General features: G+C 70.2%; 28 protein-coding genes and 2 tRNA genes. 20 read left to right on the top strand and 10 right to left on the bottom strand.

From position 1 onward, the window contains the following. Window positions 1–684 (bottom strand): response regulator transcription factor, encoded by a 684-nt coding sequence (locus tag WG212_RS00380; protein ID WP_293382537.1) that lies wholly within the window; start codon window positions 682–684, stop codon window positions 1–3. 66 nt (window positions 685–750) lie between these two features. Here WG212_RS00380 and WG212_RS00375 point away from each other — a divergent pair, with 66 nt between their 5' ends. Beyond that, window positions 751–1,254, top strand: a complete 504-nt coding sequence (locus WG212_RS00375; protein WP_337185077.1) for a L,D-transpeptidase family protein — start codon at window positions 751–753, stop codon at window positions 1,252–1,254. A gap of 23 nt (window positions 1,255–1,277) precedes the next feature. On the opposite strand, the gene WG212_RS00370 is transcribed toward WG212_RS00375, so the two are convergent. Continuing rightward, a complete protein-coding gene (locus tag WG212_RS00370; RefSeq protein ID WP_337185076.1) occupies window positions 1,278–2,360 on the bottom strand; it encodes a citrate synthase/methylcitrate synthase in 1,083 nt (360 codons plus the stop codon). Window positions 2,361–2,441: 81 nt separating this feature from the next. On the opposite strand from WG212_RS00370, the gene WG212_RS00365 reads away from it, so the two are divergent. Next, window positions 2,442–3,605 carry a citrate synthase gene (locus WG212_RS00365; RefSeq protein ID WP_337185075.1) on the top strand — a complete coding sequence of 388 codons (1,164 nt, stop codon included), beginning with the start codon at window positions 2,442–2,444 and terminating at the stop codon, window positions 3,603–3,605. A gap of 98 nt (window positions 3,606–3,703) precedes the next feature. After that, window positions 3,704–4,504, top strand: a complete 801-nt coding sequence (locus WG212_RS00360; RefSeq protein ID WP_337185074.1) for an undecaprenyl-diphosphate phosphatase — start codon at window positions 3,704–3,706, stop codon at window positions 4,502–4,504. Between the two features lie 60 nt (window positions 4,505–4,564). On the opposite strand, the gene WG212_RS00355 is transcribed toward WG212_RS00360, so the two are convergent. Beyond that, entirely contained in the window at window positions 4,565–5,542 is a 978-nt protein-coding gene (locus WG212_RS00355; RefSeq protein ID WP_337185073.1) for a complex I NDUFA9 subunit family protein, read from the bottom strand. 151 nt (window positions 5,543–5,693) lie between these two features. Between WG212_RS00355 and WG212_RS00350 the strand changes: the two genes are divergently transcribed. The 6 genes from WG212_RS00350 (at window position 5,694) to WG212_RS00325 (ending at window position 10,130) form a co-directional block, all read left to right on the top strand. Then, window positions 5,694–5,780 (top strand) — tRNA-Leu (locus tag WG212_RS00350). A gap of 59 nt (window positions 5,781–5,839) precedes the next feature. Further along, the gene (locus WG212_RS00345; protein ID WP_337185072.1) at window positions 5,840–6,457 is read left to right on the top strand and encodes a ribonuclease D; all 618 of its coding nucleotides are present in this window, start codon (window positions 5,840–5,842) and stop codon (window positions 6,455–6,457) included. Between the two features lie 9 nt (window positions 6,458–6,466). After that, window positions 6,467–7,105, top strand: coding sequence for an LPS export ABC transporter periplasmic protein LptC (gene lptC, locus WG212_RS00340; RefSeq protein ID WP_337185071.1), 639 nt, complete (start codon window positions 6,467–6,469; stop codon window positions 7,103–7,105). A gap of 42 nt (window positions 7,106–7,147) precedes the next feature. Further along, window positions 7,148–7,714, top strand: coding sequence for an LptA/OstA family protein (locus tag WG212_RS00335; RefSeq protein ID WP_337185070.1), 567 nt, complete (start codon window positions 7,148–7,150; stop codon window positions 7,712–7,714). Between the two features lie 32 nt (window positions 7,715–7,746). Next, complete coding sequence (lptB, locus tag WG212_RS00330; protein WP_337185236.1) at window positions 7,747–8,472, top strand: LPS export ABC transporter ATP-binding protein; 726 nt, start codon at window positions 7,747–7,749, stop codon at window positions 8,470–8,472. Between the two features lie 227 nt (window positions 8,473–8,699). Continuing rightward, the gene (locus WG212_RS00325; protein ID WP_337185235.1) at window positions 8,700–10,130 is read left to right on the top strand and encodes an MFS transporter; all 1,431 of its coding nucleotides are present in this window, start codon (window positions 8,700–8,702) and stop codon (window positions 10,128–10,130) included. Window positions 10,131–10,170: 40 nt separating this feature from the next. On the opposite strand, the gene WG212_RS00320 is transcribed toward WG212_RS00325, so the two are convergent. After that, window positions 10,171–12,024, bottom strand: coding sequence for a M3 family oligoendopeptidase (locus WG212_RS00320; RefSeq protein WP_337185069.1), 1,854 nt, complete (start codon window positions 12,022–12,024; stop codon window positions 10,171–10,173). Between the two features lie 120 nt (window positions 12,025–12,144). Next, window positions 12,145–12,873, bottom strand: coding sequence for a YafY family protein (locus WG212_RS00315; RefSeq protein WP_337185068.1), 729 nt, complete (start codon window positions 12,871–12,873; stop codon window positions 12,145–12,147). 190 nt (window positions 12,874–13,063) lie between these two features. On the opposite strand from WG212_RS00315, the gene rpoN reads away from it, so the two are divergent. From rpoN to ptsN, 4 genes are all read left to right on the top strand, one after another. Next, the gene (gene rpoN, locus WG212_RS00310; protein WP_337185067.1) at window positions 13,064–14,575 is read left to right on the top strand and encodes an RNA polymerase factor sigma-54; all 1,512 of its coding nucleotides are present in this window, start codon (window positions 13,064–13,066) and stop codon (window positions 14,573–14,575) included. An 85-nt stretch (window positions 14,576–14,660) separates the two neighbouring features. After that, window positions 14,661–15,302, top strand: a complete 642-nt coding sequence (locus WG212_RS00305) for an exopolysaccharide biosynthesis protein (protein WP_337185066.1) — start codon at window positions 14,661–14,663, stop codon at window positions 15,300–15,302. Window positions 15,303–15,333: 31 nt separating this feature from the next. Continuing rightward, window positions 15,334–15,963, top strand: coding sequence for a ribosome-associated translation inhibitor RaiA (gene raiA / locus WG212_RS00300; RefSeq protein WP_337185065.1), 630 nt, complete (start codon window positions 15,334–15,336; stop codon window positions 15,961–15,963). A 70-nt stretch (window positions 15,964–16,033) separates the two neighbouring features. After that, the gene (gene ptsN / locus WG212_RS00295) at window positions 16,034–16,498 is read left to right on the top strand and encodes a PTS IIA-like nitrogen regulatory protein PtsN (RefSeq protein WP_337185064.1); all 465 of its coding nucleotides are present in this window, start codon (window positions 16,034–16,036) and stop codon (window positions 16,496–16,498) included. Between the two features lie 162 nt (window positions 16,499–16,660). On the opposite strand, the gene WG212_RS00290 is transcribed toward ptsN, so the two are convergent. The 3 genes from WG212_RS00290 to WG212_RS00280 all read right to left on the bottom strand — a co-directional run bounded on the left by WG212_RS00290 (window position 16,661) and on the right by WG212_RS00280 (window position 18,177). After that, window positions 16,661–16,915 (bottom strand): DUF1150 domain-containing protein, encoded by a 255-nt coding sequence (locus WG212_RS00290; protein WP_293382602.1) that lies wholly within the window; start codon window positions 16,913–16,915, stop codon window positions 16,661–16,663. A gap of 111 nt (window positions 16,916–17,026) precedes the next feature. Then, window positions 17,027–17,449, bottom strand: a complete 423-nt coding sequence (locus WG212_RS00285; RefSeq protein WP_337185063.1) for an Hsp20 family protein — start codon at window positions 17,447–17,449, stop codon at window positions 17,027–17,029. A 167-nt stretch (window positions 17,450–17,616) separates the two neighbouring features. Then, complete coding sequence (locus WG212_RS00280) at window positions 17,617–18,177, bottom strand: hypothetical protein (protein WP_337185062.1); 561 nt, start codon at window positions 18,175–18,177, stop codon at window positions 17,617–17,619. Window positions 18,178–18,312: 135 nt separating this feature from the next. Between WG212_RS00280 and WG212_RS00275 the strand changes: the two genes are divergently transcribed. Continuing rightward, on the top strand, window positions 18,313–19,614 hold the full coding sequence (locus tag WG212_RS00275) for a hemolysin family protein (protein WP_337185061.1): 1,302 nt from the start codon (window positions 18,313–18,315) through the stop codon (window positions 19,612–19,614). 17 nt (window positions 19,615–19,631) lie between these two features. Further along, window positions 19,632–19,949: a DNA-binding protein gene (locus WG212_RS00270; protein WP_337185060.1), complete on the top strand. Its 318-nt coding sequence runs from the start codon at window positions 19,632–19,634 to the stop codon at window positions 19,947–19,949. 72 nt (window positions 19,950–20,021) lie between these two features. On the opposite strand, the gene WG212_RS00265 is transcribed toward WG212_RS00270, so the two are convergent. After that, window positions 20,022–20,097: transfer RNA gene (locus WG212_RS00265), tRNA-Ala, on the bottom strand. 204 nt (window positions 20,098–20,301) lie between these two features. Continuing rightward, window positions 20,302–20,766 carry a TIGR02300 family protein gene (locus WG212_RS00260; RefSeq protein ID WP_337185059.1) on the bottom strand — a complete coding sequence of 155 codons (465 nt, stop codon included), beginning with the start codon at window positions 20,764–20,766 and terminating at the stop codon, window positions 20,302–20,304. Between the two features lie 124 nt (window positions 20,767–20,890). Here WG212_RS00260 and aroA point away from each other — a divergent pair, with 124 nt between their 5' ends. The 5 genes from aroA (at window position 20,891) to maiA (ending at window position 26,294) form a co-directional block, all read left to right on the top strand. Then, window positions 20,891–22,228 carry a 3-phosphoshikimate 1-carboxyvinyltransferase gene (aroA, locus tag WG212_RS00255; protein ID WP_337185058.1) on the top strand — a complete coding sequence of 446 codons (1,338 nt, stop codon included), beginning with the start codon at window positions 20,891–20,893 and terminating at the stop codon, window positions 22,226–22,228. Window positions 22,229–22,245: 17 nt separating this feature from the next. Next, window positions 22,246–22,902: a (d)CMP kinase gene (cmk, locus tag WG212_RS00250; protein WP_337185057.1), complete on the top strand. Its 657-nt coding sequence runs from the start codon at window positions 22,246–22,248 to the stop codon at window positions 22,900–22,902. Window positions 22,903–23,067: 165 nt separating this feature from the next. Further along, window positions 23,068–24,777, top strand: a complete 1,710-nt coding sequence (gene rpsA, locus WG212_RS00245) for a 30S ribosomal protein S1 (protein WP_337185056.1) — start codon at window positions 23,068–23,070, stop codon at window positions 24,775–24,777. 192 nt (window positions 24,778–24,969) lie between these two features. Further along, window positions 24,970–25,647 (top strand): fumarylacetoacetate hydrolase family protein, encoded by a 678-nt coding sequence (locus tag WG212_RS00240; RefSeq protein WP_337185055.1) that lies wholly within the window; start codon window positions 24,970–24,972, stop codon window positions 25,645–25,647. Beyond that, a complete protein-coding gene (gene maiA, locus WG212_RS00235; RefSeq protein ID WP_337185054.1) occupies window positions 25,647–26,294 on the top strand; it encodes a maleylacetoacetate isomerase in 648 nt (215 codons plus the stop codon). The genes WG212_RS00240 and maiA overlap by 1 nt, the downstream gene beginning before the upstream one ends. The last annotated feature ends 13 nt before the right edge of the window (window positions 26,295–26,307 follow it).

Genomic DNA, 26,307 nt, shown 5'->3' with positions numbered 1-26,307 from the left:
TCAGGGCGCCAGGCGGTAGCCGCCCTGCTCGGTCAGAAGGAGGCGTGCGTTGGCCGGGTCGGGTTCGATCTTCTGGCGCAGGCGATACACGTGGGTCTCCAGCGTATGGGTGGTCACGCCGGCGTTGTAGCCCCACACCTCGGCCAGAAGCTCCTCGCGCGAGACCGCCTTCTCGCCGGCCCGGTAGAGGTACTTCAGGATGTTCGTCTCCTTCTCGGTGAGACGGATCTTCCGGCCCCGCTCGTCCATCAGCATCTTGGCCGCCGGCCGAAACTCGTAGGCGCCCAGTCGGAAGATCGCGCCTTCCGAATGCTCGTAGTCGCGGAGCTGGGCGCGGATGCGCGCCAGCAGGACGGCGAACTTGTAGGGCTTGGTCACATAGTCGCTGGCGCCCGAATCCAGCCCGCGGACGGTGTCCTCGTCGGTGGACGCCGCGGTGAGCATGATGACCGGAGCCTGGACCCCGTCCTCGCGCATGCGCTTGCAGGCGTCGCGGCCGTCCATGTCGGGAAGGTCCACGTCCAGCAGGATCAGGTCGGGCTTGGTTTCGCGCGCGGCGCGGACGCCATCGCCGGCGGTCGGGGCCTCGAGCGTCTCGAAGCCCTCGGCCTGCAACTGCTCTGCGATCGCCCCGCGAAGGTCCTGGTCGTCGTCGACGATGAGGAGAGTCTTGCGTTGAGCCATGCGGGGCAACAAACACCATGAAGACGTGATGCGGCAAGGGAATCGCCAGATGCGGCGAAGGTTCCGATGAACTTCGTGGCCACCGCGGACGGTTGGCTGGACATCGACGGCCGCCGGGTGCGCTGTGCGCTGGGACCGGCGGGGGTGGTCCCGGCGGCGGCCAAGCGCGAGGGCGACGGCGGGTCGCCGGCCGGCGCCTGGCCGATCCGCGAGGTCTGGTACCGGCCCGACCGTGGCCCGCCGCCGGCCACCGAGATCCGCGTCCACGCGATGGCCGAGGACGACGGCTGGTGCGACGATCCCGCCGATCCGGCCTACAATCGTCACGTCAAGCTGCCCTATCCCGCCAGCGCCGAGCGCCTGTGGCGCGAGGACGGGGTCTACGACATCGTCGTCGTCCTGGGCCACAACGACGATCCGCCGGTCCCGGGGATGGGCTCGGCCATCTTCCTCCACATCGCGCGCCCGGGATATCCGCCCACCGAAGGCTGCGTGGCGGTCGCCCGCTCCGACCTGGAGGACCTCCTGCAGAAGGCCCAGCCCGGCGAGGCGGTCGAGATCCGGGCCTGATCGGCGCCGCGCCGGGCCGCCGGCTAGGCCGCCTGGCGGGGCAGGGGCCCCACATAGACGCTGGCCGGGCGGATCAGCCGCCCGCCCGCGAGCTGTTCCCGCGCATGGGCCAGCCACCCGGCGACGCGGCCCATGGCGAAGACGCAGGTGAAGGCGGGGGGCGGGAAGTCCAGCGCCTCGAGCAGCAGCGCCGTATAGAACTCGACGTTGGTCTGCAGGGACCGTTCCGGCTTGTGTTCGCGCAGGATCTGCAGCGCGGCGGCCTCCACCGCCTCGGCGAACTCCAGGCGTCCCTGGCGGGCGTCGAGCCAGCGCACGGCGGTCTTGAGCGCATCGGCGCGGGGGTCGCGCACCTTGTAGATGCGATGGCCGAAGCCCATCAGCCGGTCGCCGCGCGCCAGCGCCGCCTCGATCCAGGCGCGGGCGTTCGACGGCTCGCCGATCTCGTCCAGCATCTCGATGATCGGCCCCGGCGCGCCGCCGTGCAGCGGCCCCTTCAGCGCGCTGATCCCCGCCAGCACCGCCGAGGTCAGGCCCGCCCGCGTCGAGGCCACCACCCGGGCGGCGAAGGTCGAGGCGTTCAGGCCGTGGTCGGCCACCGTGACGAGGTAGGTGTCCAGCGCGTCGGCCTCGGCCGCGCTGGCCGGCGCGCCGCGCAGCATCCGCAAGGTGTCGGCCGCGTGGCGCAGCTCGGGGTCGGGTTGCACGGGCGCAAGGCCCGCCTGGCCGCGAACGACCGCGGCGGTGAAGACGGCCGGCGCGGCGATCAGGCGGAAGGCCGTGGCGGCGTCGTCGCCGTCGGCCAGCCGCGCGGTCAGCGCCCGCATCGCCTCGACCGGCGTGCGGTCGAGGAGCCCCGTGTCCAGCGCCGCCACCTCGGCGAACACCTCGGCCCGCGCCCGGCCCAGGGCCGCCGGAATGTCGGCGGGCAGGTCGGCGTAGAAGCCGTCGAACAGCAGGCCGATCATCTGCTCGAACGTGGTGCGCCCGGCCAGCTCGTCCAGCGAACGGCCCCGTACGATCAGGCGTCCGGCCGCGCCGTCCACCTCGCTCAGAACGGTCGCGGCGGCGACGACGCCTTCCAGGCCGTCGGAAGCTGCGGTCATGGCGATCTCCTTCTCTCTTGTACGCTGGAGAGAATGCGCCCAAGCTCTATGGGTCAATCTTGATCAATATAATCAATATAAATGCCATCTCCCGACTGGATCGCCGCCGAAGACGCCCGCGACCGCCTGGGCGTCCGCCCCCAGACGCTCTACGCCTATGTCAGCCGCGGCCGGGTGGCCGTGCGCCCCGACCCGCAGGATCCGCGCCGGAGCCTCTATCGGGCCGCCGACATCGCCGCCCTGGCCGAACGGAAGTCGCGCAGCCGCAAGCTGTCGGACGTGGCCGCCGGCGCCATCGCCTGGGGCGAGCCTGTGCTGGCGTCCGAGATCACCACCGTCCAGGGCGGCCGGCTCTATTACCGTGGCCGCGACGCCATCCGCCTGGCCGAGACCGAGACCCTGGAGGCGGTGGCGCGACTGCTGCGCGGCGGCCACGGCGCGGCGCTGAAACGCACCGAACGGCCCGCGCCGCCGGTCGCCGGCGACATGGGAAGCCGCGCCTATCTGGCCCTGGCCCTGCGCGCGGCCGCCGATCCGCCGGCCGTGGGCCGAGCGCCCCTGGCGCTGGCGGTTGAGGCGGCCACCCTGCTCGACGTCCTGGCCGACGCCGTGGCGGGCGAGGTGATGGGCGGGGCGATCCACAACCGGCTGGCGCTGGCCTGGGGCCAGGGGCCGGGCGGCGCGGGCGCCGACCTGATCCGGCGCATCCTGGTGCTGGTGGCCGACCACGAGCTGAACGCCTCGGCCTTCGCCGCGCGCGTGGCGGCGTCCACCGGCGCATCCCTGGCGGCGGCGGCGCTGGCGGGCCTCTCCACCCTCTCGGGGCCGCGACACGGGGGCGCCACCGACGCCGTGCGCCGCTTCGCCGCCGAAGCGGCCGAGGCCGGGCCCCGCGCCGCCGTCGCCGCGCGCCTGCAGGACGATCGCGCCCTGCCGGGCTTCGGCCACAACCTCTATCCCGACGGCGATCCCCGCGCGGCGGCCCTGCTCGACCGCTTCGCGCCGCCGCCGGGCCTCGCCCGGCTGGCCGAGACGACCCGCGCCGTCGCGGGGCTGGCACCCAACGTCGACTTCGCCCTGGTGGCCGCCTGCGAGCACCTGGGGCTGCCGCGCGACGCCCCCTTCGCCCTCTTCGCCGTCGCCCGCTGCGCCGGCTGGATCGCGCACGCCATCGAGCAGGGCCAGAGCGCCGCGCTCATCCGCCCCCGCGCCCGCTATGTCGGACCCGAGCCCGAGCCGGCCTGATCCGACCGCGGTGCGCCCCGCCGGCTTGAGGTGAACGGCTTCTTCACGTTAGTGCGCGCCTCTCGTCCCCTGCATTCGTCGAACTGGAGCGCGCGGTCGTGCCGGACTGGGTCAACGCCATCATCCTGGGGATCGTCGAGGGGCTGACCGAGTTCATCCCGGTCTCGTCCACCGGCCACCTGTTGCTGCTGGGCCATTTCCTGGGCTTCGAATCCACGGGCCACACCTTCGAGGTGATGATTCAGCTCGGCGCGGTCCTGGCGGTGATCTCGGTCTACTTCGCGCGGCTCTGGAACGTGGCGACCCATCTCCACGACGATCCGGCCGCGCGGCGGTTCGTGGCCTCGATCCTGATCGCCTTCCTGCCGGCGGCGTTCATCGGGGTGCTGGCGCACGACTTCATCAAGGGCGTGCTGTTCGAGACGCCGTCCCTGGTGTGCGTGAGTCTCATCGTGGGGGGCTTCGCCCTCCTGGCGGTCGACCGCATCAAGAAGCCGCCGGAGCACACGGATGCGGCGGCGTTCCCGCTGAAGACCTCGCTGGCCATCGGCGTCTTCCAGTGCCTGGCCATGATCCCCGGCGTGTCGCGCTCGGGCGCCACCGTCGCCGGCGCCCTGCTGCTGCGCTGCGAGAAGCGGGCGGCGGCCGAGTTCTCGTTCTTCCTCGCCATGCCCACCATGGCGGGCGCCTTCACCGTCGACCTGGTGAAGAACTACGAGAACATGAGCTGGGACGACGCCGGCATCATCGCCCTGGGCTTCGCGTGCGCCCTGGTGGCCGCCGTCTTCACGGTCCGGCGCGTGCTGGACTTCGTCGCCCGCCACGGCTTCACGCCCTTCGCCATCTGGCGGATCGTCGTCGGCGTCCTGGGCCTGATCGGCCTGGCGCTTCTGGGCTAGTGTGGCGATTCAGAAATTCGCGCCCGATCCGACAATCAGGCGACCTTCAGATCCAGCACGCTAGGCCCGCCCGGCCTCCAGCTCGCGCGCGTCCTGGTCGGCGTACTGGCCGCCCTTGCGGTAGCGATAGAGGTAGGTCGGCAGGACCGCCTCCAGGGTGGTCGGTGCGACGCCCAGGTCCGCGAGGCCCGGATGGCGGCCGCTGACCACGTTGTCGGCCTTGAGGCTCTCCACCTGGTCGGCCGTCAGCGGCGGCGGGACGATTCCGGCCACGAGGTCGCCGGCCTTGCCGATCAGGCTGGCCGCCGGCCAAGGCACGGGGAGCAGCAGGCGGCGCTGGCCCGTCTCGGCCAGCATCATCTCCATCAGCGCCTTGAAGCTCAGCACCGCCGGGCCGCCCAGTTCGTAGGTCCGGCCCTCGGCGTCCGGATCGGCGACCATGCGCGCCAACGCCCGGCCGACGTCGCCCACGAACACCGGCTGGAACTTCGTCTCGCCGCCGCCGATCAGGGGCAGGACGGGGCTGAACTGGGCCATCGTGGCGAAGCGCTCGAAGAAGCCGTCGCCGGGGCCGAACACGATCGAGGGCCGCGCCACCACCGCGCCGGGGAAGACCTCGCGCACGGCCGCCTCGCCCTCGGCCTTGGTGCGGGCGTACTTCGAAGGCGACCCGGAATCGGCGCCCAGGGCCGAGACCTGGACCAGTCGCGTCGCCCCGGCCGCGCGCGCCGCCTCGGCGACGTTGCGGGCGCCCATGACGTGGACCGCCTGGAAGCCCTGCCGACCCCGCTCGTAGAGAAGGCCGACGAGATTCGCCGCCGCCGTCGCGCCCTCGAGCGCGCGCGCGAGCGACGGCCGGTCGCGCAGGTTGGCCTGGACGATGTCGACCTGGCCCACATCGCCCAGCAGCCGCATGCGGTACGCCAGGTTCGGGTTGCGCACCGCCACGCGGATGCGCCAGCCGGCCTTGGCCAGGAAGCGGACGGCCTGGGTCCCCACGAAGCCGGAGCCGCCGAAGACGGTGACGAGGTTCTGCATGGCGGCGCGGCCGGTCCCTGAAGCCTGGAAAGCCCGCCGATTAAACGATGCGGCCGCCTATCGCAACGTGACGCGCCGGTCCGTCGCGAAGGGGCCGTTGACCGCAACGGGGCGGCGCCATATGTAGCCGCCTCCCGATCCGACGGACGGGGCCCAGGTGGCGGAATTGGTAGACGCGCTGGCTTCAGGTGCCAGTGGCTTAACGGCCGTGAAGGTTCGAGTCCTTTCCTGGGCACCACCCCTACGATACACGGGGGTTCCCCCCTGCGGGGTTGTCGTGTCGGAGTTGCTGGCGAAGTGACCATCCACGTCCACGAAGGCGATCTTCCGGCCGAGGCCCTGGCCGGGGCGACGGCGGTGGCCGTCGATTCCGAGACCATGGGGCTGCGGTTGGGGCGCGACCCCCTGTGCGTGGTGCAGCTCTCGGCGGGTGACGGCGACGCCCATGTGGTCAGGCTGGACCGCGCCACCTATGACGCGCCGAACCTGAAGCGCCTGCTCACCGATCCCGCGGTGACCAAGATCTTTCACTTCGGGCGCTTTGATATCGCCATGTTCCGGCTGCATCTGGGCGTGGTGACCGCCCCCGTCTACTGCACCAAGATCGCCTCGAAGCTGGCCCGCACCTATACCGATCGCCACGGCCTGAAGGACGTCACGCGCGAACTGATCGGCGTGGACATCTCCAAGGCCCAGCAGAGTTCGGACTGGGGCGCGGACAAGCTGTCCGACGACCAGGTGGCCTACGCCGCCTCCGACGTCCTGCACCTTCACGCCCTCCGCGAGCGCCTGGACGCCATGCTCGCCCGCGAGGGCCGCGACCATCTGGCCCGCGCCTGTTTCGAGTTCCTCCCGCACCGCGCCCTGCTGGACGTGGCCGGCTGGGAGGATGCCGATATCTTCGCGCATACCTAGATAAGCGCCATGACCGCGACCGACGGCGTCCTCTCCGACTCATCGCTGCCCGAGCACCGCCGGGCCGATTTCGAGCGCTGGCGGCGGCGTTCGCGCCTCATCCGCACGCTGCGCGTGGTGCTTCCGGCGGTGATCGCCCTGATCCTGGCCGGCCTGATCGGAAGCGTGGCGTGGTCCACCTTCAACGCCCAGCCCAAGGCGTCGGGCGCCGGCGACGAACCGATCCGGCTCCTGAACCCGCGCTTCATGGGCCGTGACGACAAGGGCCGCGCCTTCCGGCTGACCGCCGACACCGCCACGCGGGACCCGTCCGACTACCAGCGCGTGATCCTTCAGAAGCCGGCGCTGGTGCTGGACGAGAGCGGTCCCGACGAGATGCGCATCAACGGCGCCTCGGGCGTGTTCCACGAGCAGACCGGAAAGCTGGAACTCACCAACGGCGTCCGCATGGCCGACACCAAGAACGCCTTCGCCACGGCCGCTTCCATGTTCGACACCAAGACCGGCGAGGTCGTGGGTTCAGGCCCCATTCAGGGGGCTGGGGGTCTTGGAGAAATCAGCGCAGAGTCCTATGGCGTCTACGGCAAGGGTGAGCGCATGGTCTTCAAGGGCGGCGTCCGCACGCGCCTGGAACCCAACAAGAAGTAGCGGACCGCGTTTTCGGCCACGTCGAACAGGTCAAGGACCGACATGAAGCTTCCCGTCACCTCTGCGGCCGCCGCCCTGGCCTTCTCCGCCCTGGCCTTGTGCGCCGCCGGCGCAGCCCAGGCGCAGGGCCTGGGCCCCAACTCCGACGGCCCGGTCGACATCACCGCCGACGAACTCGAGGTCCAGAACAAGGCCTGCGTTTCCGTGTGGCGCGGCAAGGCCGAGGCGCTCCAGGGCCAGGCGCGGCTGCGGGCCGACGTCCTGCGCGCGATCTTCGAGACCCGGCCGGGCGCGACCAGCGCCACCGGGACGGGCGCCTGCGGCGACCTCGTCCGCATGGAGGCCGAGGGCAACGTCTACTACGTGACTTCCAAGGACCAGCGCGTGCGCGGGGACAACGGGACCTATGACGCCCGCAACGACACTGTCACCCTGACCGGCGACGTGGTGGCGGTGCAGGGGCAGAACGTGCTGCGCGGCAGCCGGATGGTGTTCAACACCAACACGGGCGAAGGCCGGATGGTGGGGACCTCGACCGGCCCCAACGCCAAATCGCGCCCGCGGGGTGTGTTCTATCCGTCCAAGAAGTCCGAAAGCGCCGCCCGGTGAACGCGCCGCAGCGGATTCGCCCCCAGGCCGCCATCCCGAGCGAGGGGCTGGTCGTCGACAACATCGGCAAGTCGTTCCGCGGCCGTCCGGTGGTGAAGGGGGTCTCGCTCCGCCTTGCGCGTGGCGAGGTGGCGGGCCTGCTGGGCCCGAACGGCGCGGGCAAGACCACCTGCTTCTACATGATCACGGGCCTGATCCCGGCGGACTACGGCGCCATCTACCTCGACGGCGAGAACATCACCGCCCAGCCGATGTACCAGCGCGCCCGCATGGGCGTGGGCTACCTGCCCCAGGAGACCTCGATCTTCCGCGGCATGAGCGTCTGGGAGAACGTCATGGCCGTGGTCGAGCTGCGTCAGAACGACTCCCGCAAGGCGCGCGAGACGGTCGCCCAGCTGCTCGAGGAACTGCACATCGAGCATCTCAAGAACTCGCCCGCCGTGTCGCTGTCGGGCGGCGAGCGGCGGCGCGTGGAGATCGCCCGCGCGCTGGCCTCCGAGCCCAGCTTCATGCTGCTGGACGAACCCTTCGCCGGCATCGACCCCCTGGCCATCGCCGACATCCGCGAGGTGATCGGCTACCTCAAGCAGCGCGGCATCGGCATCCTGATCACCGATCACAACGTCCGCGAGACTCTGGACATCATCGATCGCGCCTCGATCATCCACGCGGGAGAGGTCCTGTTCGAGGGCAGCCCCGACGAGATCGTCGACGACCCCGAGGTGCGCCGCGTCTACCTGGGCGACAGGTTCAACTGACGGCGGCCGCCGTCCGCCAAATCGAATTTTGCCCATCGCCAAAAATTTGCGCTGTGGGCCGCCCGCCCCTCCGCCCCTAGCCTGCCGGCAACGAGAAGGGGGAGGAATCGAGGATCATGGGCGTCGCAGGGCGGGCCTCGTCGCGTCGGGGCGCAGCTTCGTCGGCGTCCGCGCCGCCTGACGCCGTCGGGCCCCTCCCGGGCCGTCCACCCCTGAGCTGGGGCGTGATGATCGCCTACGGGCTGGGGGCGGTCTCCAACTCGACCAAGACCCGCGGCCTCGCGACCTTCCTGATGATCTTCTACAATCAGGTGATGGGCCTGCCCGCCGCCTGGGTGGGCCTGGGAACCGCGCTGGCGCTCATATTCGACGCCCTGGTCGATCCCGTGGTGGGCCAGCTTTCGGACAACACGCGCAGCCGCCTGGGGCGTCGCCACCCCTACATGTACGCCGCTGCGGCGCCGGTCGCGATCCTGTTCTTCCTGATCTGGAACCCGCCCACCGGCCTCGAGCCGCTGGCTCTGTTCGGCTACATGATGGCCTGCCTGCTTTCGATCCGGCTGTTCGACACCTTCTTCGAGCTGCCGTCCTCGGCGCTGATCCCGGAACTGGTCGAGGACTACGACCGTCGCACCGTGCTGATCTCGATCCGGACGCTGTGCAGCGTGGTGGGCGGGCTGCTCATGATGGTCTTCGCCTACCAGGTGGCCCTGCGCGAACTGCCCGACGGCAGCGGCGGCGTGCTGGCCAAGGACGGCTACTTCTCCTACGCCATGGCCGGCGCGACGGTGATCTTCACGACCATCCTGATCTCGTCGGCGGCCACGCACCGCTTCATCCCGTGGCTGCGCCAGGCGCCGTCCGACCGCCGCAGCGGACGCGAGCACCTGAGCGACATCTTCTCGACGCTGCGCAACCGCGCCTTCTTCACCATCGTGGGCTCGGGAAGCCTGGTGTTCCTGGTCTCGGGAGTCACCGGCGGGCTGACGCTATACGTCAGCCTCTTCTTCTGGGAGCTGACCCAGGCGCAGATCGCCACCATCGTGACGTTCAACGCCGTCGGCGGCCTGATCGGCGCGTCGCTGGCCTCTTCCGTCTCGAGGGCGATCGGCAAGAAGGAGGCCGCGGTCCTCGGCTACATCCTGGGCGCGGTCGCCGAGCTGACGCCCTACTTCGCCCGCCTGGCCGGCGTGATGCCGGAGAACGGCGACCCACGGGTGTTCTACATCGTGGCGTCGGGCGCCTTCGTCACCATGACCTCGTGGGCCATGACCGGCGTGTTCCTGACCGCCCTGATCGCCGACGTGGTGGAGGACAACGCCGTGCGGATCGGACGCCGCACCGAGGGCCTGCTGTTCGCCGCCGACAGCCTGTTCAAGAAGATCGGGTCGTCGGGTGGGCCGGCGATCGCGGGGCTGATCCTGGCGGCCTCGGCGTTTCCCATCGGCGCGAGGCCGGGCGAGGTGGACCCGCAGATCCTGCGGGACCTGATGATGATCTACATCCCGACCCTGATCGCCATCTACACCGTCTCGATCAGCCTGATGGCCGCCTACAACATCGACCGCAGCAAACACGAGGACAACGTCCGCAGGCTCCAGGAGACCGAAGCCGCGGCCGGAGCTGCAGCGTCCGACGCCGAAGGCCCGTCGTCCTGATCGGGAGGCGGTTCCCGCGGCCGGCGACGTGGCGCGGACGCTATCCGATCAGCGCCTCCATCTCATCGAGGGTGCGCGAGAAGCGGGTCAGCAGGGCGCGATAGGGCTCGGGTGTGGTCATGTCGACGCCGGCGCGCTTCAGCACCTCCACGGGATAGTCCGACCCGCCGGCCTTCAGCGCGCCCAGGTAGGCGTCCCGGGCGGCCACGCCGCCTTTCAGGATGCGCTCCACGAACGCCGCGCCCGCCGTCACCGAGGTGGCGTACTGATAGACATAGAAGTCGTAGTCGAAGAAGTGGCCGGGCAGGGCCCATTCCAGGCCGTAGACCTCCTCGATCGCCACCTTCGGCCCATGGTAGCGCCGGAGCAGGTCGAGATAGAGGGCCGACAGCCGCCGGCCCGACAGCGCCTCGCCCTTCTCGGCGGTCTCGTGGATGGCCAGCTCGAACTCGGCGAACATGGTCTGCCGGTAGAACGTGGCCCGCATCACCTCGCAGACCCGGTCCAGGTAGAACAGCCGTGCGTCCCGGGTCTTCGCGCCCTTCAGCATGTGCTCCACCAGCAGCAGTTCGTTGACCGTGGACGCCACCTCGGCGGTGAAGATGGGGTAGCTGGACAGTTCGTACGGTTGGGCTTTCTGCGCCAGCAGGGTGTGCATGGCGTGGCCCCATTCGTGGGCGTAGGTCGAGAGCCCCTCGTAGTTGTCGGTGTGGTTCAGCAGCATGTACGGGTGGACGTCGTAGGCGGCCCCGAACACATAGGCGCCGGCGCGCTTACCCTTCTGGGGATAGGCGTGGACCCACGGCTGGGTCGTGGCCCTGGCGAAGGCGTCGCCGTACTCGCGGCCCAGCGGCCTCATCGCGTCCAGCGACAGCCGCCGGCTCGTGGCGAGGTCGAACCGCGTGTCCAGCTTCGTGACCGCAGGATAGATGTCCCAATAGCCCATGTCGGCCAGTCCCAGCAGCCGGCGGCGCACCTCGAAGTAGCGGTGCAGGATGGGCAGGCCGCGGTTCGCCTCAGCGACCAGGGTGCGATAGACATCCTGCGGGATGTTCGGCCGATCCACCGCCGCCGCCAGCGAGCTGTCGTACTTCCGCGCCCGCGCGCCGAAGATGTCGCCCTGGACCTTGGCCGACAGCGCCGCCCCCAGGCTGGATTCGAAGCCCTTGAACGCCGCATAGAAGGTGTCGAACACGGTCTTCCGGTCGGCGCGGTCCGAGGCGGTGCGCGCCAGCATGTAGCCCTGGAGGTCGAGCCGCACGTCCTCGCCGCCGACCTTGACCGTCGGCCACGGAATATCCGAGGCCACGAGCTGGCCCCGGATGGCGCCCGGCCCGCTCAGCGGGTTCGAGGCCCCGGCCAACAGCGCCTCGCCCTGTTCGTCCAGGGTGTGGGGGGCCAGACGCAGGGTGTCCATCAGGCCGAAGCGGAACTTGGCCAGGCCTGGCTCGGCGGCCAGGAAGCCCTCGATCTGCACGCGCCCCATGCCCAGAACCTCGGGATTCACCCAGGCTGTCGCCTCGCCGGCCTTGGCCAGGAGGGCCTGGGCGGTCTGCCGCCGCTCCTGGTCGACGGCCACCTGCAGGTCCTCGTCGCCCTTCAGGGTGGCGTAGACGAAGAGGCGCTCAAGCCGCTTGTTCACGTCGGAGATCGACTGAAGGATCGCGCGCAGGCCCTGGGCGCTCTCGCCCAGCCGGCCCTTGAACGCCGCCAGTTTCGGCAGTTCGGCCTCGACCGCGGCGCGCTCTGCGTCCCAGGCGGCCGGATTGGGGTAGAGCGGGGTCAGGTCCCAGACGGTGGGCAAGGCCGGGTCAGCGGCGGCGGCGGCGGCGGCGGGCGCGACGGCGGCGGCGCCCGCCAGCAGGAACGCCTCGCGACGGTTCAGTCCGGTCATCGGTGTAACTCCCAGCGTATGACGTTACGCTTAGGCGTAGCCGCGGCCACGACCAAATCGCCGAACCCGTCACGAGGCCATCAGATCGGCGAACGGTGCGCCGTCCGCGACGGGCGGGGCCTATGCGCCCTGCGCCTTGCGGGCCTCCTCGGCCTGCATCGCCGCCCACTGCTCCTGCTGGCGGCGGCGCCAGCGGGCGCGCAGCGAGGCCGGACGGTCGGGGTAGCGCTCGTCCGGGAACTGGGCGGCGGACACACGGTCGGTCCGGAAGCTCCGGAAGTCGTGGCGCAGTTCGCACCACGCCACCACCAGCCGCGTGGTCTCGTAGTAGCCCACGGCGAAGGGCCAGACCGTCCGCTGCGTCTCACGCTCCTGCTCGTCGCGATAGGTCAGGGTCAGCTTGCGGCCGCTGCGGATCGCCTGGCGCACCGACGCCATGTCGATGTTGTCGGGCGCCGTCTTCCAGCTCGGCGCGGCGCGGGTGGCCGGCTCCACCACGAGCGGGCGCAGGTTCTCGGGGATCACCGCGCCGATCTTGGCGATCAGGTCCTCGGCCGCGCGGCGCAGGGCCGGATCGCCGCGGGCGGCCACCATCTGGGCGCCCAGCACCGCCGCTTCCACCTCTTCGGGCGTGAGCATGAGGGGCGGCAGGTCGAACCCATCCTCCAGGATGTAGCCGACGCCCGCCTCGCCGCGGATCGGCGCGCGCTGGCCGATCAGGTCGGCGATGTCGCGGTAGACCGTGCGTTTGGAGGTTTCCAGTTCGGCGGCGATGGCGTCCGCGGTGATCGGCCCGCGGTTGCGCCGGAGGATCTGGATGATCTGGAACAGGCGGTCGGCGCGACGCATGGGCTCCTGTCGCCATTCTACTGACAAGTCGGGAGCCAGGGGGCCTCGCGAGACCGGCGCTGTCAATGCGTCGTCCAGGCGAAATCGACCGTCGGGCCGGAAAACGCCCGCCGTTAACCTGTCGGTTGGGATCGGCCCCTAGCCTGAAGCAAGAAACAGGCCAGGAAATCAGGTCAAAGGGGGCGGTTCGTTGGCGCTCAGCGCACGACTCGAGGTTCGGCAGGGACAGGGGCTGGTCATCACCCCCCAGCTGCAGCAGGCGATCAAGCTGCTGCAGATGTCGAATCTCGAACTCGAAGCCTTCGTCGAGGGCGAGCTGGAACGCAATCCGCTGCTGCAGCGCGAGGAGGGCGAGCCCGAGGCGTCCGAGGCGTCGGCCGACGCTGTCCGCGACGAGCACGCCGCCGACGCCGACGCCCGCGCCGACCTCGACACCCAGTACGACGACGCCTCGCCCGGCGAACGCGCCACGGGCGACGCGCCCGAAATGGCCGACGTCGGGCCGGGCGACACCGGCGCGGCCGACGCCGGGGGTCAGGTGGACTGGTCCCGCGCCGGTCCGGGCGGCAGCTTCGACCACGATGGCGAAGGCTTCGAGCAGCGCCTGACCCGCGAGGCCACCCTTGCCGAGCATCTGACCGACCAGGTCGCCGCCTCGGGCCTGGCGGCGGCGGACGCCGCCATCGCCCACGTCCTGATCGACGCCGTGGACGAGGCGGGCTACCTGCGCGCCGACGTGGCCGAGGTCGCCGGGCGGCTGGGCTGTTCCGAGGCGCGCGTCGAGGGGGTCCTGGCCGTGGTCCAGGGCTTCGATCCCGTCGGTGTCGCCGCGCGTGACCTGCGCGAATGCCTGATGATCCAGCTCAAGGACCGGAACCGCTACGATCCGGCCATCGGCGCCCTGCTCGACAATCTGCCGCTGCTGGCCAAGCGTGACCTGGCGGCGCTGAAGAAGATCTGCGGCGTCGACGACGAGGACCTCCGCGAGATGATCGCCGAGATCCGCGGCCTGTCGCCCCGGCCCGGCGCGGCCTTCGGCGGCGATGCGGCCACGCCGGTTCAGCCGGACGTGCTGGTTCGTGAAGGCCCCGGCGGCCTCTGGCACGTGGAGCTGAATTCCGACACCCTTCCGCGGCTGCTGGTGGATCAGCGTTACCATGCGCGCGTGTCGGCCCAGGCCCGCAGCGACCAGGAGAAGACCTTCGTCTCGGACTGCATGGCCCAGGCCAACTGGCTGACGAAGAGCCTCGACCAGCGGGCGCGCACCATCCTGAAGGTGAGCTCCGAGATCGTCCGGCAGCAGGACGCCTTCCTGGCGTTTGGCGTCGAGCACCTGCGGCCGTTGAACCTCAAGACCGTCGCCGACGCGATCGGGATGCACGAGTCCACGGTCAGCCGGGTCACGTCGAACAAGTACATCTCCACCCCGCGCGGCCTGTTCGAGATGAAGTTCTTCTTCACCTCGGCCATCGCCTCCAGCGAAGGCGGTGAGGCGCACTCCGCCGAGGCCGTCCGACACAAGATCAAGCAGCTCATCGACACCGAGTCGCGCGAGGAGGACGTCCACTCGGACGACCGCATCGTCGAGATCCTCAAGGGGGCCGGAGTCGACATCGCCCGGCGCACCGTCGCCAAGTACCGCGAAGCCCTGCGCATCCCGTCGTCGGTCGAGCGCAGGCGGATGCTCAAGGAACCGGCCTGAAGGCGTTTCCCGGGGGAACCCTCGCGCGCGGAAATCGCGTTACGTCACTTGGCGGAGACATTCCGGACCGCCAGATGAGAGCGTGATGTCCGACTCCGCCCAGACCGCCGAAAGCTCGTCCGACGAGGCGCCGTTGTCGGCGGTGCTGCTCGACATCGCCAACCACGGCGAGCCGGACATCTCCATCGGCGAACTGACCGAAAAGTTCGGTGGTCGCGCGATCGGGGCGCTGCTGTTCATTTTCGGCCTGGCCTGCATGCTGCCGCTACCACCGGGCGCTTCGACGATCTTCGGGCTTCCACTGGTGCTGTTGGCGCCCCAGCTTGTCATCGGCGCCTCGGCGCCATGGCTGCCCGATCGCGTGACGTCGCGCAGGTTGTCCACCGCCGACCTGCGGGCGGCGCTGCCGCGCGTCGTGCCTTGGCTACGCAGGCTGGAGGCGGTCTCCAGGCCGCGGCTCACCTTCCTGTTCGGATCTTTGGGCGAGCGGCTGATCGGCCTGGTCTGCCTGGTGCTGGCGGTCGTCCTGATCTTGCCCATCCCCGGCGGAAACTTCCTGCCGGCGATGGCGGTCTCGGCGCTGTCGTTCGCCCTGATCCAGAGGGACGGCGTGATCGCGCTGGCCGGATACCTGCTTGCGGTGGCCAGCGCCGGCGTCCTTGTGCTGGCGGCTCACATTATCGTCACCCTGTTCCTGCACGTCTGGCAGGCGTTCGCGCCGGCTTGACACCATCCGCCGGGTGGCGCGTTCTTAGCTCATGCAAGTCCAAGTCACCGGCAAGCATGTCGATGTCGGAGAGGCTCTGCGTTCGCGAGTCGCCGACGAACTCTCCACCAGCATTGCGAAGTACTTCGACCGTGGCGGCGGCGCCGACGTGGTCGTGAGCCGCGAGGGGGGCGCCTTCAAGGTCGATTGCGCCGTCACCCTCGCCTCCGGGCAGCAGCTCACGACCCAGGGGCTGGGGGCCGACGCCCACCAGGCCTTCGACGCGGCGCTGGACAAGATGTCGAAGCGCATCCGCCGCTACAAGAACCGGCTCAAGGATCACCATCCCCAGGCGATGGCGCGGCAGGCCGAGACGGCCGCCTATTTCGTCATCGCCGCGCCCGAGGGGGATGACGAGGACGACGACTCCCCCGCTTCGGGGGACGGCGCCGAGCCCATGATCATCGCCGAGACCGAGCGCCCGGTGCGTTCGATGACGGTTTCTATGGCGGTCATGGAGCTTGATCTGACCGAAGCTCAAACAATCGTGTTTCGAAACGCCGCGCATGGGGGGCTTTCGGTGGTATATCGCCGCCCCGACGGGAATATCGGCTGGATCGACCCGGAACGGACCCGGAGCCGGAACGGCGGCGACGGGGCGTCTTCCGGTCCGGCCCACTAGTTGCAGCGGCGTCCGCCGTTGTCCGCCCTGACGGGCGGGCGCGAGCGGATCGAGGTAGTGCTTCGAGACCATGAACATCGGCGAACTGCTGGATCGCGGTGCGATCTCACTGCGCGTGCGCGCGGCCAACAAGAAGAAGGCGCTGGCGGTGATCGCCGAGATCGCCGCACGGAATTTCGGCCTCGAGACCGCCGAGGTGCTCGACGCCCTGCTGGAGCGTGAGGCGGCGGGTTCGACCGGCGTCGGTTACGGCGTGGCCGTACCCCATGCGCGTCTGGACGGCCTGGAGCGCATGCGCGGCGTCTTCGTGCGCCTGGAGCAACCGGTGGAGTTCGAATCCGTCGACGATCAGCCGGTCGACCTGCTCTTCGCCCTTCTGGCTCCCAAGAACGCCGGGGCCGACCACCTGCGCGCCCTGGCCCGGGTGTCGCGCGTCATGCGCCAGGGCGATCTGCGCGAACAGCTTCGCAAGGCTCGCACGGCCGACGCCGTCCATGTCCTCCTGGTTCAGGACGCCGCGCGGCCGGCGGCTTAGGGCGCTTCCCGGCGAAGGGATATCGGTCCGCAGCCACAGCGCGACAAATCAAGGGCCCAGAAATCAAGGGACCGGGATCAAGGGTCAGGACCCCGTCCGATTCCATCGGAGCGGACCGCGATCGAAGCCGTCCCTTCCCGGGGGGAAGGGACGGCCGTAATTTCAGTGCACCGAGACCGGCGCCAGTTCGTGCGCGAGGGCGGCGGCGACGGCGGAATCCCTGTCCGTCAGCACGGCCAGACGCTCGCCGTCGGCGCGATGCACCGCATACAGTGTCTGTTCGGGATCGAGCTCGAAAGCCTGGATCTGCGCCGCGGGGGTGCTGGCGATGATCTCTGACGCCTTGATCGGGCGGACATAGACAAGATTGGGCGCGCCAAGGGCGGCGAACGCTTCCATCGAAAGAACAGGCGTCATCATGACCACCTCCGTACTCTTCAACGCTTGCAGGGGCCGCCGGTTCAGCCGGCCCTGCATCTGATGGACCCTGCGCAATGCAGCGGTCCGGTTTCTCTGGTCCTGGCGGAACTAGCCCGCGGTGCGGATCGGTATGGTCTGCAACCGGGCCTCGGGTTTCGGCCGGGCCAGATCGATATGGAGCAGGCCATGCTCCAGGGTCGCTCCGTCCACCACCATGCCGTCGGCAAGGACGAAACTCCGGAGGAAGCCGCGCGCCGCGATCCCGCGATGCAGATAAGCCTCTTCCGTCTTCGCGCCTCCGCCGTCGCGCCGGCCCGTCACGGTGAGCTGCCGGTCCTCCACGGTCACGCTGAGCTGGTCGGGCGAAAACCCGGCCACGGCCAGGGTGATCCGCAAGGCGCCGTCGCCCCGATCCTCCACATTGTAGGGCGGATAGCTCTCGGCGGCGGCCTTCGACGCCCGTTCGATCAGGTTCCGGGTATGCTCGAAGCCCAACAGGAACGGGCTGTCGAAGATCAGGCTGCGGTTCATTCCAAAGAGTCCTCGAAAGAAGCGACTCTCCGGACGAACCGCCCGGCATCGGCTCGGTTCGTCCGGACATGCCCTATGTGGGGATTGCGACGGAACCGATCAATGACGGCGAAGCCAAGGACGCCCGGCGCGGCTGGGGGCGGGCCGAAAACCGGCGTCCGACCGCCTCAGAAGTCGATGCGGCCCAGGACGCAGGCGGTGTCGTCGGCCAGCACGCCATAGGCCAGCAAAGGGCCGTGCGACACTGGCGCGTCGGCGTTCCAGCCGGTCTGGCCGTCCGTCACCTCCGCCAGGGCGGCCGGGACGTCGGGCCGTTCGCCCCCGCCCGCGCCGGCGCCCACGATGCGCCCCTCGGCGTCGGTCAGGACCACGCGCTCCACCCGGGCCTTCCTGGCGGCGTCCCAGCCCCAGCCGTGAATCTGCACGCCCGCCGGATCACCGGCATAGGTCTGCTGGACGACATCCGTGTTGCCCTTGCAGGCGCCGGTCTTCGGCAATGCGGTCTGCAGCGCCTGGCCCAGCAGGGGCTTCGCCCATTCGGGCGCGGGCGGCGTGGGCGAAGGGGCGACCGGCGGCCCGGCGGCCGGCGGGAGATTGCGAGGCTTGGGCTGGTCGCAACCGGCCACCGCCAGGGCGCCGGCCAGGACCAGCAGCGCGGCCGATGCGGCCCGCACGGCGGCCGCCTTGAAGGGGTGTGAGGGAAGCATGTGCGACAGGGCGCCGATCATCTGCGCATTTAGGCCCCGTGTCCTGGGCGGTGCAAGCCAGGCACCAGCACGGGGCGCAGGGCGCCCTCGCGTCTTGCGGTCCCACCCGCTAGTCTGAGGGCCGGGGCGACCTGCGCCTCGCCGAAACACGGGAAAATGCTCCTCTTCGCCTCCGCCGTCGTGCTCCTCCTGGTGCTGCTGAACGGCCTCTTCGCCATGTCCGAACTGGCCGTGGTGTCCTCCCGCAAAGCCAAGCTCCAGGCCCGCGCCGAGCGCGGCGACAAGGGCGCCCGCGCCGCCCTGGCCCTGGCCGACGACCCCACCCGTTTCCTGTCCGCCGTCCAGGTGGGCATCACCCTCATCGGCATCCTGGCCGGCGCCTACGGCCAGGCCACGATCGCGGGCGAACTCGACGAGATGCTGGAGCGTTCGTCGCCCCTGCTCGCGACCTATTCCGAACAGATCGCCACCGGCGTCGTGGTGGTCATGCTCACCTACTTCTCGCTGATCCTGGGCGAGCTGGTGCCCAAGCGGCTGGCCCTGATCCATTCCGAGGCCATCGCCGGCGTGGTGGCCGGGCCGCTGACGGTCCTCGCCCGGCTGATGGGGCCTTTCGTCACCCTCCTGACCTTCTCCACGGCCACGGTGCTGCGGCTGTTGCGCGTGCGCGACCGCGACGGCAGCGCCGTCACCCAGGAAGAGGTCGAGACTGTCCTGGCCGAGGGCACCGGCGCCGGCGTCATCGAGCCCCAGGAACAGGCCATGATGCAGGAGGTGATGCGCCTGGGCGACCGGCCCGTCCGCGTCGCCATGACGCCGCGCACCGAGGTCTACTGGATCTCGCTGGACGATCCCGAGGCGGTGATCCGCGACGAGGTGCGCAAGTGCCCCTATTCGCGCTTCGTCCTGGCCAAGGGGACCGACTTCGACAGCCCCCTGGGCGTGGTCCACAAGCGCGACGTGGCCGACGCGCTGCTGGCCGGCGAGCCGCTCGACCTGGGCCGGCTGGCCGTCGATCCGATCTACATCCCGGAAACCACCTCGGTGCTGGGCGCCCTGGAGCAGATGAAGGCGTCCAAGCTGCACATGGCCTTCGTGGTCGACGAGTTCGGCGGCCTGGAGGGCGTCATCACGCCCACCGACCTGCTGGAGATGATCGCCGGCGACTTCCCCGAGGCGCACGACGACCCCGACGCGCCGATCGCCCTGGTCGAGGACGGCGTCTGGCGCGTCGACGGCAAGGCCGACCTCGTGGAGTTGTCCGACCTGCTGGACGAACCGTTCGAGCCGGGCGGCTTCCACACCGCGGCGGGCCTCATCCTGAACCACCTGGGCCGCTTCCCGCAGGAGGGCGAGGTCGTCCGCATCGGCCGCTATGCGGTCGAGATCGCAGAGGCCGACGAGCGCCGCATCGAGAAGATGATCTTCCGCCTGAAGGCGCCGCGCCAGGGCGATTGACCGAGAGGAGACGCTTCATGCCTGCCGCAGGCTCCCCCATCACCGGCCCTCTCGCCCGCGCCGCGCGCGCCCTGGTCCAGTGGCCTCGTGATCATGTGGCTCGCCTCTCCGGCGTGGAGGAGGCGGCGATCGCCGATTTCGAGGCCGGCCGCGCAGGCCTGGACGCCGCCGCCGCCGGGCGTCTGCGCCTCGCGCTCGAAGAGGGCGGCGCCGTCCTCATCGACGAAGGGCCCGACGGCGGTGTCGGCGTGCGCCTCAAGTTCAACCGCAAGGACGTCCGCGCCATCGGCAAGTGGGAGAACGAGGGCGGCCCTGTCGGCGACGACGACGTCTGAGGCTGGGCTGAACCCACGAAACAACCGGCCCGAGAAAGGCGAAGGCCCGTAGGGGTCGCCTACGGGCCTTCATGGTGGAGCTAAGCGGAGTCGAACCGCTGACCTCTTGAATGCCATTCAAGCGCTCTACCAACTGAGCTATAGCCCCGAGGTCCGGGTCTTCCCGAGGGCCGGGGCCCCAGGAAGGCGCGGAACCTATTCAAACCGGTTCCCGCGATCAAGCCCACTTCGCAGGCTTTTTCGTCTTTTCTTCCCCCTCTGGGGAAGGGCCGCCACCGGACGTTGGCCGATGGCGAAAAGGGCGGGTTCCGCGCCGGTCTGGTGGCCGGCGCGGCCGGGTTCCGACCGCCTCCTAGCGGTCGTCGTCCCCTTCGTCCGGAAGCCCTTCGATCTCGGACTCGTCGAAGTCGTCGTCGTCCTCGTCCTCCAGGAACGGCACGTCGTCGTCCTCTTCGCTCTCCTCGTCGTCGCCGAAGTCGCCGAGATCCTCGGAGACCTGCGCCGGCTCGGCGTCGCCGTCGTCGTCGTCCGAGGCGAGGGGCGGCTCGTCCGAAACTTCGTCCAGCTCGGGCGTCGCGGCGTCCTCTTCGTCGTCCTCGTCGCGCTCGGTGTCGTCGGTGACCTGATCCTCGCGCTCGTCGTCCGCCTCGGTTTCGGGCGTGACGGCGCGCGCGCGGACGCGTCGGCTGCGGACGGCCTCGTCGGGATCGAACTCGGTATGGCACTTGGGACAGTGCGCAGGCCGCTTGTTCAGATCATAGAACTTGGCGGAGCAGTTGGGGCAGATTTGCTTCGTGCCCAGCTCGGGATTGGCCAAAGACGGCGACCCTCTAGATATGGCGGTTTCGCGAAAGGCGGCGTCCCTTGCCACGCGCGAAGGCGGCTGTCAAAGCAATCCCCCTTTCGATCTGACCCCGTTCCCGGAGGCGTGTTTTTCACTCATGACGGCGGCGACCCTGACCGCCCGGCGCTCTGGCCCCCTGAGGGGCGTGGTGCGGGCCCCCGGCGACAAGTCCATCAGCCATCGCGCGCTCATCCTGGGCGCCCTGGCCGAAGGCGTGACCGAGATCGAGGGCCTGCTGGAGGGTGACGACGTGAAGCGCACGGCCGCGGCCATGGCCGCGTTCGGCGCGGACGTGACCCGCCTGGGCGAAGGCGCGTGGCGCGTCGAGGGCCGCGGCGGGTTCGCCGAGCCCGCCGACGTCATCGACTGCGGCAATGCGGGCACCGGCGTGCGCCTGATCATGGGCGCGGCGGCGGGCTTCGACCTCTCGGTCACGTTCACCGGCGACGCCTCGCTGCGTGGCCGGCCGATGAACCGGGTCCTGAAGCCGCTGGGCGAGATGGGGGCCTCGTGGATCTGCCGGGCGGGCGGGCGGCTGCCGCTGACGTTGCGTGGCGGGAATCTGCGCCGGATCGCCTATCGCCTGCCCGAGCCCTCCGCCCAGGTGAAGTCGGCGGTCCTGCTGGCGGGCCTGCACGCCGAAGGCGGCGCCGAGGTAGTCGAGCCCGAGGCCACGCGCGACCATACCGAACGGATGCTGCGCGGCTTCGGCGCCCGCGTGGACGTCTCGGAAGAGGGCGCTGGCCGCCGCATCGTCGTGCCCGGCGGCCAGAGGCTGCGCGGAACCCGTATCCACGTGCCGGGCGATCCGTCGTCGGCCGCCTTCCCGCTGGTGGCGGCCCTGGTCACGCCGGGCTCGGAGGTGACGGTTCAGGGCATGCTGCTCAACGCCACCCGCATCGGCCTGCTCGACACCCTGGGCGACATGGGGGCCGACCTGTCGGTGACCAACATCCGCGACGAGGGCGGCGAGAGCGTGGGCGACGTCACGGCGCGCTATTCCGAACTCTCGGGCGTGGACGTCCCGCCCGAGCGCGCGCCCTCGATGATCGACGAATACCCGATCCTGGCGGTCGCCGCCGCCTTCGCCGAGGGCAAGACGGTGATGCGCGGCATCGGCGAGATGCGCGTGAAGGAAAGCGACCGGATCGCCCTCATGGCCACGGGGCTGGCCGCCTGCGGCGTCGGGATCGAGGAGGAGGCCGAGGCCCTCACGGTGGTCGGCGCCAAGCGCGGCAATCACCGGGTGGAGGGCGGCGCGCGCGTGGTCACCCACGGCGATCACCGCATCGCCATGAGCCACCTGATCCTGGGCCTGTCCGCCGAAACGCCCGTGACCGTCGACGAGCCCGGCATGATCGCCACCAGCTTCCCCGGGTTCGTGGACCTGATGCGCGGCCTGGGGGCCGGAATCGGCGAGGCGGTCGAGGCGTGAGGCGGGAAGGAGGAAGGATGACGACGCCTTCCTTCGTCGTCGCCGTGGACGGCCCCGCCGCCTCGGGAAAGGGAACGATCGCCGTGCGGCTGGGGCGGATGTTCGGCCTGCCGGTGCTGGACACGGGCCTGCTCTATCGCGCGGTGGGCGTGCTCACCGACCGCGCAGGCGGGAACCCGGACGACGAAGCCGCTGCCTGGGACGGCGCGCGCGGGCTGACGGCCGCGGTCCTGGAGGACCCCGCCCTGCGCACCCGCGGCGCGGGCGAGCTGGCCAGCCGCGTGGCGGTCCATCCCGGGGTCCGGGCCGCTCTTCTGGACTTCCAGCGCGCCTTTGCGGCGCAGCCGGGCGGCGCGGTGCTGGACGGCCGCGATATCGGCACGGTCATCTGCCCCGACGCGCCGGCCAAGCTCTACGTCACCGCCACGCCCGAGGTCCGCGCCGAGCGTCGCTGGAAACAGCTCGTGGGCCAGGGCGAGACGGTCGAATACGCCGATGTGCTGGCCGACATCCGCCGCCGTGACGCTCGCGACGGCGCCCGCGAGGCCGCGCCCATGGTCGCCGCGCCCGACGCGGAGTTGCTCGACACCACCGAAATGACTATAGAGCACGCCGCCGATGCGGCCCGCCGCATCGTCGAGGCGGCGCGCGCCCGCTGGGAAGCTTTCCGATAGGAGGCTTGGCCGGCAAGGCAAATCCAACCGCGCCTTTCCCTCGATCGCCGCGGGCAGACTTCACCCGCGCGGGGTGTTTCCCGCGCCTTCGGTTCAACCCCTGACCCCGATCGGACCGCGGGCCGCTGGCTGCGTGGACTTCGATCATTCCGAACGAAAGATCTCATGGCGAACGATATCAGCCTCAATCCCTCGCGCGACGATTTCGCCGCGCTGCTCGACGAGTCCCTCGGCGGGCGTGACTTCATGGAAGGCCAGGTGGTCCACGGCAAGGTGGTGGCCATCGAGAAGGACTTCGCGATCGTCGACGTCGGCCTGAAGACCGAAGGCCGCGTCCCGCTGAAAGAGTTCACCGCGCCGGGCGAAGACCGTCCGCCGCTGAAGGCCGGAGACACCGTCGAGGTGTTCCTGGAGCGCGTCGAGAACGCGATGGGCGAAGCGGTGATCAGCCGCGAGAAGGCCCGCCGCGAGGAAGCCTGGACCCGCCTGGAAGAGGTCTACGCCAAGAACGAGCCGGTGATGGGCGTCATCGTCGGCCGCGTGAAGGGCGGCTTCACCGTCGACCTGGGCGGCGCCTCGGCGTTCCTGCCGGGTTCGCAGGTGGACATCCGTCCGGTCCGCGACGTCGGCCCGCTGATGGGCAAGGAACAGCCCTTCGCCATCCTCAAGATGGACCGGCCCCGCGGCAACATCGTGGTTTCGCGCCGGGCGATCCTGGAAGAAGCCCGCGCCGAGCAGCGCACCGAACTGGTGTCGCAGCTGCAAGAGGGTGAAGTCCGCGAAGGCGTGGTCAAGAACATCACCGACTACGGCGCGTTCGTGGACCTGGGCGGCATCGACGGCCTGCTGCACGTCACCGACATGAGCTGGAAGCGCGTCAACCACCCGAGCCAGGTCCTGGCCGTGGGCGACACCGTCAAGGTCCAGATCGTCAAGATCAACCCGGACACCCAGCGCATCTCGCTCGGCATGAAGCAGCTCCAGTCCGACCCGTGGGACGGCGTGGAAGCCAAGTACCCGGTGGGCGCGAAGTTCACCGGCCGCATCACCAACATCACCGACTACGGCGCCTTCGTGGAGCTGGAGCCGGGCGTGGAGGGCCTGGTGCACGTGTCGGAGATGTCGTGGACCAAGAAGAACGTCCACCCCGGCAAGATCGTCTCCACCTCGCAGGAGGTGGACGTGGTCGTGCTGGACGTCGATCCGTCCAAGCGCCGCGTGTCCCTTGGCCTCAAGCAGGCCCTGGCCAACCCGTGGGAGAAGTTCGTGCAGGATCACCCGATCGGCACGGTCGTCGAGGGCGAGGTCAAGAACGCCACCGAGTTCGGCCTGTTCATCGGCCTGGACAACGACATCGACGGGATGGTGCACCTCAGCGACCTCGACTGGGCGATGTCGGGCGAAGAAGCCATCGCCAAGTACCAGAAGGGCGAGACCGTCAAGGCGCGCGTCCTGGACGTCGACGTCGAGAAGGAGCGGATCTCCCTCGGCATCAAGCAACTGGCGGGCGACCCGCTTCAGGGCGACACCTTCCGCAAGGGCCAGACCGTCACCACGACCGTCACCGAGGTCACCTCGGGCGGCATCGAGGTGAAGTTCGGCGACGAGGAAGCCCCGATGACGGCCTTCATCCGCAAGTCGGACCTGAGCCGCGACCGCGCCGACCAGCGCCCCGAGCGCTTCGCGGTCGGCGACCGCGTGGACGCCCAGGTGACCAACGTCGACAAGGCGGCCCGCCGCATCTCGCTGTCGATCAAGTCGCTGGAGATGGCCGAGGAAAAGGAAGCCATCGAACAGTTCGGCTCGTCGGACTCCGGCGCTTCGCTCGGCGACATCCTGGGCGCCGCCCTGCGCGAGAAGGCGTCGAAGGAATAGGGCTGAGGCCCTCTGGGGGCCGGCCCTTCGGGGCCGTCCCCGCCAAACTCGACGGAGGGCTTCCGCTGCAAGGCGGGAGCCCTTTCCGTTTCCGTGGCGCCCTGGATCGGGCGGCGCCCACGCTTCCCCAACGTCATTCTCCGCAGCGGCGCCGGGGTTCACAGATGGCGGCCATGGGCCTATTTGCGCCCCATGCCCTATGCGCTGCCCCTTCCGCCCGTCCCGACTGTCCCCGTCGAGGGCGGCGCCGCCGCGTTCCCGGTGCGCCGCGTCCTCTGCGTGGGGCGCAACTACGCCGCCCACCGGCGCGAGATGGGCGGGGACGACCGCGACCCGCCGTTCTTCTTCGCCAAGCCCGCCGACGCCGTGGTCCCGCCGGGCGAGGATCCGGCCTATCCCCAGGCGACGGCCAATCTGCACCATGAGATCGAACTTGTGGTCGCCATCGGCAAGGGTGGTCGCGACATCGACGTCGCCGACGCCCTGTCGCACATCTTCGGCTATGCGGTGGGCGTCGACCTGACCCGCCGCGACCTCCAGGCCGCCGCGCGCGACAAGGGCCAGCCGTGGGACTCGGCCAAGGGCTTCGACGCGAGCGCGCCGATCTCGGCCATCCGCCGCTGGGACGGGCCGCCGCCCCAGGGGCGCATCGCGCTCTCGGTGAACGGCCAGACGCGCCAGGACGCCGTGGTCGCGGACATGCTCTGGAACGTCCCCGAGATCGTCGCCGAAGCCTCCAGGCTGTGGGCGCTGGCGCCCGGCGACCTGATCTACACCGGCACGCCCGAGGGTGTCGGCGTCCTGGTCCGCGGCGACCGCGTGGAAGGCGAGGTCGAGGGCGTGGGCCACCTCGCCTTCACGGTGCGCTGATGGCGCTGACCCTGCATTCGGCCTGGCGCGCCTCCGCGCCCTATCGGGTCCGTATCGGCCTGGCGCTGAAGGGCGTCGCCTACGACTATGCCCCCGTCGATCTCATCGCCGGCCAGCAGCGGGAGCCGGCCTATCGCGCGGTCAATCCCCAGGGCCTGACGCCCGCTCTGGATCTGGGCGACGGCGCCGTCCTGGCCCAGAGCCTGGCCATCCTGGAATGGCTCGAGGAGACCCGGCCGCAGCCGCCGATCCTGCCGCGTTCGGCGCTGGACCGGGCGATGGTCCGCCGCATGGCGGGGATCGTCGCCTGCGACATTCACCCGCTGAACAACACCCGGGTGGGACGTCACCTGCAGCTCGAGATGGGTCATTCGCAGGACGAGTACATCGCCTGGATGAAACACTGGATGATCGAGGGCTTCGACGCGCTGGAGCCCCTGATCGCCGCGCACGGCGGCCGCTTCGCCTTCGGCGACAGCGCCACGATGGCCGACTGCTGCCTGGTCCCCCAGGTCTACGGCGCCCATCGCTGGAGCCTGGACATGGCGCCCTGGCCGGCGATCGCCAGGGTGGCGGCCCACGCGGATACGCAGCCCGCCTTCCAGGCGGCCCATCCCGACCGCCAGCCCGATGCGGCGAAGGCTTGAGGAAGGCGACCCA

Origin of the sequence: Phenylobacterium sp., assembly GCF_037189685.1 — a bacterium.
Lineage (GTDB): Bacteria > Pseudomonadota > Alphaproteobacteria > Caulobacterales > Caulobacteraceae > Phenylobacterium.
This window is presented reverse-complemented; position numbering and strand designations above follow the sequence as displayed.

Coding starts and splice junctions, on each gene's coding strand:
- rpsA (WP_337185056.1), top strand. CDS start 23,068: ATGGCGAACGATATCAGCCTCAATCCCTCGCGCGACGATTTCGCCGCG.
- WG212_RS00320 (WP_337185069.1), bottom strand. CDS start 12,024: ATGACCGGACTGAACCGTCGCGAGGCGTTCCTGCTGGCGGGCGCCGCC.
- cmk (WP_337185057.1), top strand. CDS start 22,246: ATGACGACGCCTTCCTTCGTCGTCGCCGTGGACGGCCCCGCCGCCTCG.
- WG212_RS00375 (WP_337185077.1), top strand. CDS start 751: ATGAACTTCGTGGCCACCGCGGACGGTTGGCTGGACATCGACGGCCGC.
- WG212_RS00305 (WP_337185066.1), top strand. CDS start 14,661: ATGTCCGACTCCGCCCAGACCGCCGAAAGCTCGTCCGACGAGGCGCCG.
- WG212_RS00285 (WP_337185063.1), bottom strand. CDS start 17,449: ATGAACCGCAGCCTGATCTTCGACAGCCCGTTCCTGTTGGGCTTCGAG.
- WG212_RS00315 (WP_337185068.1), bottom strand. CDS start 12,873: ATGCGTCGCGCCGACCGCCTGTTCCAGATCATCCAGATCCTCCGGCGC.
- maiA (WP_337185054.1), top strand. CDS start 25,647: ATGGCGCTGACCCTGCATTCGGCCTGGCGCGCCTCCGCGCCCTATCGG.
- WG212_RS00355 (WP_337185073.1), bottom strand. CDS start 5,542: ATGCAGAACCTCGTCACCGTCTTCGGCGGCTCCGGCTTCGTGGGGACC.
- WG212_RS00275 (WP_337185061.1), top strand. CDS start 18,313: ATGCTCCTCTTCGCCTCCGCCGTCGTGCTCCTCCTGGTGCTGCTGAAC.
- WG212_RS00365 (WP_337185075.1), top strand. CDS start 2,442: ATGCCATCTCCCGACTGGATCGCCGCCGAAGACGCCCGCGACCGCCTG.
- WG212_RS00280 (WP_337185062.1), bottom strand. CDS start 18,177: ATGATCGGCGCCCTGTCGCACATGCTTCCCTCACACCCCTTCAAGGCG.
- ptsN (WP_337185064.1), top strand. CDS start 16,034: ATGAACATCGGCGAACTGCTGGATCGCGGTGCGATCTCACTGCGCGTG.
- WG212_RS00270 (WP_337185060.1), top strand. CDS start 19,632: ATGCCTGCCGCAGGCTCCCCCATCACCGGCCCTCTCGCCCGCGCCGCG.
- WG212_RS00380 (WP_293382537.1), bottom strand. CDS start 684: ATGGCTCAACGCAAGACTCTCCTCATCGTCGACGACGACCAGGACCTT.
- WG212_RS00290 (WP_293382602.1), bottom strand. CDS start 16,915: ATGACGCCTGTTCTTTCGATGGAAGCGTTCGCCGCCCTTGGCGCGCCC.
- WG212_RS00335 (WP_337185070.1), top strand. CDS start 7,148: ATGAAGCTTCCCGTCACCTCTGCGGCCGCCGCCCTGGCCTTCTCCGCC.
- raiA (WP_337185065.1), top strand. CDS start 15,334: ATGCAAGTCCAAGTCACCGGCAAGCATGTCGATGTCGGAGAGGCTCTG.
- WG212_RS00370 (WP_337185076.1), bottom strand. CDS start 2,360: ATGACCGCAGCTTCCGACGGCCTGGAAGGCGTCGTCGCCGCCGCGACC.
- aroA (WP_337185058.1), top strand. CDS start 20,891: ATGACGGCGGCGACCCTGACCGCCCGGCGCTCTGGCCCCCTGAGGGGC.
- WG212_RS00325 (WP_337185235.1), top strand. CDS start 8,700: ATGATCGCCTACGGGCTGGGGGCGGTCTCCAACTCGACCAAGACCCGC.
- WG212_RS00240 (WP_337185055.1), top strand. CDS start 24,970: ATGCCCTATGCGCTGCCCCTTCCGCCCGTCCCGACTGTCCCCGTCGAG.
- lptC (WP_337185071.1), top strand. CDS start 6,467: ATGACCGCGACCGACGGCGTCCTCTCCGACTCATCGCTGCCCGAGCAC.